The sequence below is a fragment of the Burkholderia stagnalis genome, from assembly GCF_902830275.1.
In the GTDB taxonomy this organism is placed as follows: domain Bacteria; phylum Pseudomonadota; class Gammaproteobacteria; order Burkholderiales; family Burkholderiaceae; genus Burkholderia; species Burkholderia stagnalis.
In genome coordinates this window covers 39,536-47,936 of the sequence record NZ_CADESW010000033.1, presented here as the reverse complement: position 1 = coordinate 47,936, position 8,401 = coordinate 39,536, and the positions used below count along the sequence as shown (strand labels likewise).

The following is an 8,401-nucleotide window of genomic DNA, read 5'->3' as shown; positions in this document are numbered from 1 at the left end:
CCGTCGACGGCGTGTTCACGACCGTCGAGGACGTCGCGCAGACGGTGCTGTTCCTGTCCGCGTTCCCGAGCGCCGCGCTGACCGGCCAGTCGTTCGTCGTCAGCCACGGCTGGTTCATGCAGTGAAGCCGTGCCCGTTGCCGAGACGCGCTGCATTGGCGACATAAAAAAACGCGCTCCACGGAGCGCGTTTTTCACATCGGCGGGGGAGCACCAGGCGATGCCGCCCCCATGCCGACCCATTACTTCAGGACGGCGGCGACCGCGTTGGCGACCACGTCGAGGTTGCGCGTGTTCAGCGCGGCGACGCAGATCCGGCCCGTGCCGACCGCGTAGATGCCGAACTCGTCGCGCAGGCGGTCGACTTGCGCCGACGTCAGGCCCGAGTACGAGAACATCCCGCGCTGTGCATTGATGAAGCTGAAGTCGCGATCGACGCCGCTCGCCTTCAGGCGCTCGACGAGGCCGTTGCGCATCGCGCGGATGCGATCGCGCATTTCGCCGAGTTCCTGCACCCACGAGGTGTGCAGTTCCGGCGATGCGAGCACGGCCGCGACCACGGCGCCGCCATGCGTCGGCGGGTTCGAGTAGTTCGTACGGATCACGCGCTTGAGCTGCGACAGCACGCGCGTGGCTTCGTCCTTGCTCGACGTGATGATCGACAGCGCGCCGACGCGCTCGCCGTACAGCGAGAACGACTTCGAGAACGACGACGACACGAATGCATTCAGGTCCGCTGCGGCGAACAGGCGCACGGCGGCCGCATCGGCCTCGATGTTTTCGCCGAAGCCCTGGTATGCGATGTCGAGGAACGGCACGAGGTTGCGCGCCTTGACGACGTCGACGACCTGCTGCCATTGCGCGTCCGTGAGATCCACGCCGGTCGGGTTGTGGCAGCACGCGTGCAGCACGACGATCGTGCCCGGCTCATAGCCGTTCAGCGCCGACAGCATGCCTTCGAAGTTCACGCCGTTGGTCTGCGCGTCGTAGTACGGGTACGCGACGACTTCGAAGCCGGCCGCTTCGAACAGCGCGCGGTGGTTTTCCCAGCTCGGATCGCTGATCGCGACCTTCACGTTCGGGTTCACCGTGCGCAGGAAATCCGCGCCGATCTTCAGCGCGCCCGTGCCGCCCAGCGCCTGGGCCGTGACCACGCGGCCCGCCGCGATCAGCGGCGAATCGTTGCCGAGCAGCAGCTTCTGCACGGCGGCGTCGTATGCGGCGATGCCGTCGATCGGCAGGTAGCCGCGCGGCAGGCCCGCGTCGACACGCACTTTCTCCGCCTCACGGACCGCGCGCAGCAGCGGAATCTTGCCTTCCTCGTTCGTGTACACGCCGACGCCGAGATTGACCTTGGTCGGACGGGTATCGGCGTTGAAGGCTTCGTTCAGGCCCAGGATCGGGTCGCGGGGAGCAAGCTGGACAGCGGAGAAGAGCGACATGATGGTTCGGCAGTAGTGAAAAGAGGGTCAGGCTTTCTTCAGGCGGGGCGGGCGCGGCAGGCCGCGCGCGGACAGGCATGACGCCGAAAGCGCAGCAGTCCGTCATTGTAGCGAATCCGCGCGAGTTTTTCGCATGGCGATGTGCCGCGTCACGATTTCCGGCGGCGACCGGGCGTCAGGAGCGGACAGCAGTCCGGGCGGCCGCGAAGCGCTAGAATGGCCTTTTGTTTTCGCCCCGGCCGCATTCCATGTCCGAACATCACGCCGCAGTCGGCGACGCGCTCGACGAATCGAAATTCGTGACCTTCGAAGGGTCGCCTTTCCAGCTGTACCAGCCGTATCCACCCGCCGGCGACCAGCCGACCGCGATCGCGACGCTCGTCGAGGGCATCGAGGACGGCCTCGCGTTCCAGACGCTGCTCGGCGTGACCGGCTCGGGCAAGACCTACACGATGGCGAACACGATCGCGCGGCTCGGCCGCCCGGCCATCGTGTTCGCGCCGAACAAGACGCTCGCCGCGCAGCTCTACGCCGAATTCCGCGAGTTCTTCCCGCGCAATGCGGTCGAGTACTTCGTCTCGTACTACGACTACTACCAGCCCGAGGCTTACGTGCCGCAGCGCGACCTGTTCATCGAGAAGGACTCGTCGATCAACGAGCACATCGAGCAGATGCGGCTGTCGGCGACGAAGAGCCTGATGGAGCGCCGCGACGTTGTGATCGTCGCGACGGTGTCGGCGATCTACGGTATCGGCAACCCGTCCGAATACCACCAGATGATCCTGACGCTGCGCACGGGCGACAAGCTCGGCCAGCGCGACGTGATCGCGCGGCTGATCGCGATGCAGTACACGCGCAACGAGCAGGATTTCCAGCGCGGCACGTTCCGCGTGCGCGGCGACACGATCGACATCTTCCCGGCCGAGCATGCGGAGATGGCGGTGCGCGTCGAGTTGTTCGACGACGAAGTCGACACGCTGCAGCTGTTCGACCCGCTGACGGGCCGCGTGCGGCAGAAGATCCCGCGCTTCACCGTGTATCCGTCGTCGCACTACGTGACGCCGCGCGACACCGTGATGCGCGCGGTCGAGACGATCAAGGACGAGCTGCGCGAGCGCCTCGAGTTCTTCTACGGCGACAGCAAGCTCGTCGAGGCGCAGCGCCTCGAGCAGCGCACCCGCTTCGATCTCGAGATGCTGCAGGAGCTCGGTTTCTGCAAGGGCATCGAGAACTACTCGCGGCACTTTTCCGGCGCGGCGCCGGGCGAGCCGCCGCCGACCCTCGTCGATTACCTGCCGCCCGACGCGCTGATGCTGCTCGACGAGTCGCACGTGCTGATCGGCCAGCTGAACGGCATGTACAACGGCGACCGCGCGCGCAAGGAGAACCTCGTCAACTACGGCTTCCGGCTGCCGTCGGCGCTGGACAACCGGCCGCTCAAGTTCCACGAATTCGAGCGCAAGATGCGCCAGGTGATCTTCGTGTCGGCGACGCCGGCCGACTACGAAAAGCGCGTGACCGGACAGATCGCGGAGCAGGTCGTGCGCCCGACCGGGCTCGTCGATCCGGAAATCGAAGTGCGCCCGGCCAGCTCGCAGGTCGACGACGTGCTGACCGAGATCAACGCGCGCGTGAAGGCCGGGGAGCGCGTGCTGATCACCGTGCTGACGAAGCGGATGGCCGAGCAGCTCACCGAGTTCCTCGCCGATCACGGCGTGAAGGTGCGCTACCTGCACAGCGACATCGATACCGTCGAGCGCGTCGAGATCATCCGCGACCTGCGGCTCGGCACCTTCGACGTGCTGGTCGGGATCAACCTGCTGCGCGAAGGACTCGACATCCCCGAAGTGTCGCTCGTCGCGATCCTCGACGCGGACAAGGAAGGCTTCCTGCGCGCCGAGCGCTCGCTGATCCAGACGATCGGCCGCGCGGCGCGCAACGTGAACGGCAAGGCGATCCTCTACGCGGACAACATGACCGAGTCGATGAAGCGTGCGATCGGCGAAACCGAGCGGCGCCGCGCGAAGCAGATCGCGTACAACGAGCAGATGGGCATCACGCCGCGCGGCGTGGTGAAGCGTATCAAGGACATCATCGACGGCGTCTACAACGCCGACGAGGCGCGCGCGGAGCTGAAGGAAGCGCAGCAGCGCGCGAAGTTCGAGGACATGTCCGAGAAGCAGCTCGCAAAGGAAATCAAGCGCCTCGAGAAGCAGATGGCCGATTACGCGAAGAACCTCGAGTTCGAGAAGGCGGCGCAGACGCGCGACCAGCTCGCGCTGCTGCGCGAGCGCGTGTTCGGTGCGAACGTCGGCGACCACATCAGCGGCGGCCGGTAAATCTTTCCAAGTGTGAGCAAAGGCACCCGGTAATCGGCCTGTAAGCCTTGTCGGATCAGGGTTTTGCACCGTTGCCGGTTTGTCCGGTGGCGCGTTCGGTGCTACACTTCGCGAGAATTGAGAATAGTTCGCATTAACGTTCTTCGTCGCGTTAGTGTTCATCGGCGACCGTTCCATGGGACGGCCGTGCTTCTGTCAGAGAAAAACAAGGAGTGTCCATGTTGGGTTCTTCGTTCATCCGCACGTCGGTTGCGGTAGCGGCGGCGCTGGCCGCCATGTCGGCATCCGCCGCCGAATATCCGATCGGCAAGCAGCAGATCCAGGGCGGAATGGAAATCGGCGCGGTGTACCTGCAGCCGATCACGATGGAACCGGAAGGGATGATGCGCAAGGCATCGGATTCGGACATCCACCTCGAAGCCGACATCCACGCGGTCAAGAACAACCCGACCGGCTTCGCCGAAGGCGACTGGATGCCGTACCTGCAGGTCACCTACAAGCTGACGAAGCAGGGCGACGCGAAGTGGAAGGCGGAAGGCGACCTGATGGGCATGGTCGCGAGCGACGGCCCGCACTACGGCGACAACGTGAAGCTGAACGGCCCGGGCAAGTACCACCTGACGATGACGGTCAAGCAGCCGATGCAGACGGGCCACATGGCGTTCGGCCGTCACGTCGACAAGGAAACCGGCGTGGGCGCGTGGTTCAAGCCCGTCACGCTCGAGTACGACTTCCCGTTCGCCGGCATCGGCAAGAAGGGCGGTTACTGATCGGTGGCATAACGGACGGCGCGCCTCGGGCGCGCCGTCGTCGTAGAGAACCAAGAATGAAATTCCCCCAGAAATTCGTCGCCGCGGCCGCCGCGCTGCTGCTCGCCGGCGCCGCGCAGGCCGCCGATCTGCCGACGTTCAAGCTCGAGATGGCGGACGGCAAGCTGAATCCCGCCCGTATCGAGGTGCCGGCCGGCCAGCGCTTCAAGATCGAGATCAGGAACACCGGCAAGGGTGCCGCCGAATTCGAGAGCGTGCAGCTGCGCAAGGAGAAGGTGCTCGCACCGGGCGCCGACTCGTTCGTCGTGGTCGCGCCGCTTTCGCCGGGTGAATACAAGTTTTTCGACGATTTCCACCAGCAGGCGCAGGGCGTGATCGTCGCGAAGTAATGCGGTTTTGTCTGCGTGCGGGGGCTGATGTCCCGCGCGTCAGGAGGGTTCAATGGGTCAGATCTTGTTCATCGTCTGGCGGGAGAGCGTCGAGGCGCTGCTCGTCGTCGGCATTCTCTATGCGTGGCTGAAGAACGGCGACGACGACGCCCGTCGCGGCATTCCCTATCTGTGGACCGGCGTCGCGGCCGGGTTGCTGATGGCCGTCGGGCTCGGCGCCGCGCTCGTCGGGTTCACCGAAGTGCTGTCCGGCGACGCGCAGGATTATTTCCAGACGGCGATGGTGTTGATCGCGTGCGTGCTGATCGTGCAGATGGTGCTGTGGATGCGCCAGCACGGACGCACGCTGAAGCGCGACATGGAACAGTCGCTGCAGCAGAGCACGCGCGATTCGAACTGGTGGGGCGTCGCGGTGCTGGTCGCGCTCGCGATCGCGCGCGAGGGCAGCGAGACGGTGATTTTCCTGTACGGTCTCGGCTTCGGCCAGTCGGGCCATGTGGACGGCGGCCAGATGCTCGCCGTCATCATCGGCCTCGGCCTCGCGTTCCTGACGTTCTATCTGCTGCAGCTCGGCGGCAAGTACTTCTCGTGGCGGCATTTCTTTCGCGTCACCGAAGTGATGCTGCTGTTCCTCGGCGCGGGCCTGTTCCAGACGGGCGTCGACAAGCTGATCGACAAGGAAATCCTGCCGCTCGGCATCTCGCAGGTGTGGGATACGTCGGCGATCCTCGACGACTCCGGCACCTTCGGTTCGCTCGTCGCGACGCTCACCGGCTATCGCGCGCATCCGGCGCTGATGAACCTGATCGCGTACGCGGTGTACTGGGCGGTGGTCTGGCTGCTGCTCAAGCGCGCGAGCCGGCGCCCGGCCGTTGCCGCAGGGCGCGCCGCATGAGTACCGTCGCCGGCGCAAAAGCGGGCTGGCTCGCCCAGGCCGGCCAATGGATGCAGCGCCACGGCGGGCTGATTCGCGGCATCCAGTGGGGCGTCGTGGCCGTTTATGCGTTTCTGATTCTCGTGCCGGCGATCCTGCCGCTGCCGGACGATTCCGCCCATCTGTGGAGCAACCTCACGCTCATCGCGCAGTTCGCGTTCTGGGGCATCTGGTGGCCGTTCGTGCTGCTGTCGATGGTGATGCTCGGCCGCGTCTGGTGCGGCGTGCTGTGTCCGGAAGGCGCGCTCACCGAATACGCGAGCAAGTTCGGCCGCGGCGGCGCGATCCCGCGCTGGATACGGTGGGGCGGCTGGCCGTTCGTCGCGTTCGGGATCACGACGATCTACGGGCAGATGGTCAGCGTGTACCAGTACCCGCTCGCGGTGCTGTTCGTGCTCGGCGGCTCGACCGTCGGCGCGATCGTGATCGGCGTGCTGTACGGCCGCGAGAAGCGCGTGTGGTGCAAGTACCTGTGCCCGGTCAATGGGGTGTTCGGGCTGCTCGCGCGGCTCGCGCCGATGCGCTACAAGGTCGACGAGGACGCGTGGCGCCGTTCGTACAAGAACGGCGAGCACGGCCATCGCGTGATTCCGATCAACTGCGCGCCGCTCGTGCCGTTGCGCAACATGAAGGGCGCGGCGGACTGCCATATGTGCGGCCGCTGCAGCGGGCATCGCGACGCGATCTCGCTGTCGTGGCGCTCGCCGTCGGACGAAGTCGTGACGCTCGGCGCGCAGAAGGCGAACCCGTGGGACACCGCGCTGATCCTGTACGGCCTGCTCGGCGTCGCGATCGGCGCGTTCCACTGGACCGTCAGCCCGTGGTTCGTGCAGATCAAGCAATGGCTCGCGGGCTGGCTGATCGATCGCGACATCACGTGGCCGCTCGAGACCAATGCGCCGTGGATCCTGCTCACACATTATCCGGACCGCAACGACGTGTTCTCGTGGCTCGACGGCGGGCTGATCGTCAGCTACATCGTCGGCACCGGGCTCGTGTACGGCACGGCGCTGCTCGTGCTGCTGGCCGGCGCGACGCTGATGCTCGGCCGCTTCGATCGCGTCCGTCTGCACCATCTCGCGCAGTCGTTGATCCCGATCGCCGGCGCGGGCGTGTTTCTCGGCCTGTCGGCGACCACGGTGTCGCTGTTGCGCGCGGAGCATGTACCGCTCGGCTGGGTCGCAGGCGTGCGCATGGCGATCCTGATCGGCGCGAATGCGTGGAGCGCCTGGCTCGCGTGGCAGGTGGCCGGCCGTTATGCGGGCTGGCCGCGCCGCGTGGCGGCATTCGCGTGGTTCGTCGCGGGGCTGGCCGTCATCGACAGCGCGTGGTGGCTGATGTTCTGGGGCTTCTGAAGCGGGCGAGGGCCTGACGCTGTTCCGGCTCTCGCGATGAACCTTCGCGAACGAGCGGATCGATGAAATGAAAAAGCGACACGTCATTCGACGTGTCGCTTTTTTTCTTGCTGCGAGAACCAAAAAAGTGGCTTGGCTTGCTGCAACGGCTGCTTGAGTGTGTTTGCACGAAGGGGTCTAGATCTCGCGTGCAAGCCGTTACGCTGGCTAATGCCCAACACCTCTCAGGGAGGTGGTCCCCACAATACCCTGTACAACGTACTACTTCGTCAGAATCAACTTGCCGAGCCGCGTGGCGCGCAACTGATAGGTTTCCCCATTGTGCGCGATGCTGACGTGGCTACGGCCCTGCAACAACGCATCGCTGCTGACGACGCGCGTGCCTGAGTCGCGGCTTGCGCTGGCGGGCTTCGCCGGCGTCGTGACCGCTGCCGTTTTCTGGCGGCTGACGCCTGGGGCGCCGGTGCTACGGCGCAAGGTCAGCGTGGTCTGGCGCGTGATGTCGGTCATTCGGTTGATCGGTCAATGTCGATACGATGGAATGAATTCTAAATGATAACCATTCCCATTTACTAAGACTCTTTATCGATCGAAATCGACATGCCGATAGCTTGAATCAAATGGCGGCCGAGGCCGGCCGCCGTTGCCGTCAGTGCAGCGGATCGGGATCCTTGCGGCCTTGTGCGTATTCGCGGATCAGCCTCACGGTATCGATATCCGACGTGCGATACGCTTCCTTGACGATCTCGTGGGTCTGTCGCGCATCCTCGGTGTCGTTGCTGACGGCGAGCGTCGTGCGGTACTCGAAGCGCAGGAACAGCTCTTGGTCGTCGCGTTCCTCGATCGTCATCGTCAGCGTGCCGCCGATTTCGCCGTCCGCCGCGTGAATGTCGTAGCGGACCTGGTGGTTCGGCGTGAACGTCACGCGGTCGCGCACGGTTGCGCTGCCGTAGTGCAGTTCGCGCTCGAGCGTGGTGTCGGTGCGCTCGTGGACGACGCAGCTGTCGAGGCCGATCACGAACAGCTGCGGCTGCTCGGCGCGCAGCACAAGACCTTCCCAGAGCTGCTCGCGGGTCAGGGTTGGCACGGCCGGATCGTCGGCGTTGATCTGGATCAGGTGTTCGAAGTTCAAGGGGACGGGTTCCTGGTGGTGGCGGGTGCCACATGGTTCAA

General features: G+C 65.2%; 8 protein-coding genes and 1 pseudogene. 6 read left to right on the top strand and 3 right to left on the bottom strand.

Translation table 11 applies throughout. The features are described from left to right. A pseudogene (locus HWY45_RS34230) lies at window positions 1-125 on the top strand (3-hydroxybutyrate dehydrogenase); the annotation flags it as partial. A gap of 116 nt (window positions 126-241) precedes the next feature. On the opposite strand, the gene HWY45_RS34225 reads toward HWY45_RS34230, so the two are convergent. Next, window positions 242-1,441 (bottom strand): amino acid aminotransferase, encoded by a 1,200-nt coding sequence (locus tag HWY45_RS34225; protein WP_059878805.1) that lies wholly within the window; start codon window positions 1,439-1,441, stop codon window positions 242-244. A 248-nt stretch (window positions 1,442-1,689) separates the two neighbouring features. Here HWY45_RS34225 and uvrB point away from each other — a divergent pair, with 248 nt between their 5' ends. The 5 genes from uvrB (at window position 1,690) to HWY45_RS34200 (ending at window position 7,228) form a co-directional block, all read left to right on the top strand. Beyond that, window positions 1,690-3,780 (top strand): excinuclease ABC subunit UvrB, encoded by a 2,091-nt coding sequence (uvrB, locus tag HWY45_RS34220; protein WP_059567696.1) that lies wholly within the window; start codon window positions 1,690-1,692, stop codon window positions 3,778-3,780. A 218-nt stretch (window positions 3,781-3,998) separates the two neighbouring features. Next, on the top strand, window positions 3,999-4,550 hold the full coding sequence (locus tag HWY45_RS34215; protein ID WP_059878808.1) for an iron transporter: 552 nt from the start codon (window positions 3,999-4,001) through the stop codon (window positions 4,548-4,550). Between the two features lie 56 nt (window positions 4,551-4,606). Further along, complete coding sequence (locus tag HWY45_RS34210; protein WP_010090024.1) at window positions 4,607-4,939, top strand: cupredoxin domain-containing protein; 333 nt, start codon at window positions 4,607-4,609, stop codon at window positions 4,937-4,939. Window positions 4,940-4,991: 52 nt separating this feature from the next. Continuing rightward, window positions 4,992-5,834: an FTR1 family iron permease gene (locus HWY45_RS34205; RefSeq protein ID WP_059567692.1), complete on the top strand. Its 843-nt coding sequence runs from the start codon at window positions 4,992-4,994 to the stop codon at window positions 5,832-5,834. Continuing rightward, window positions 5,831-7,228, top strand: coding sequence for a 4Fe-4S binding protein (locus HWY45_RS34200; RefSeq protein WP_059878811.1), 1,398 nt, complete (start codon window positions 5,831-5,833; stop codon window positions 7,226-7,228). The genes HWY45_RS34205 and HWY45_RS34200 overlap by 4 nt, the downstream gene beginning before the upstream one ends. A gap of 261 nt (window positions 7,229-7,489) precedes the next feature. Here the strand turns inward: HWY45_RS34200 and hemP are convergent, their stop codons facing one another. Together hemP and HWY45_RS34190 are read right to left on the bottom strand one after the other, a co-directional pair. Beyond that, complete coding sequence (gene hemP, locus HWY45_RS34195; protein WP_059809818.1) at window positions 7,490-7,738, bottom strand: hemin uptake protein HemP; 249 nt, start codon at window positions 7,736-7,738, stop codon at window positions 7,490-7,492. 139 nt (window positions 7,739-7,877) lie between these two features. Continuing rightward, window positions 7,878-8,360, bottom strand: a complete 483-nt coding sequence (locus tag HWY45_RS34190) for an SRPBCC family protein (RefSeq protein WP_059567686.1) — start codon at window positions 8,358-8,360, stop codon at window positions 7,878-7,880. Window positions 8,361-8,401 lie beyond the last annotated feature (41 nt).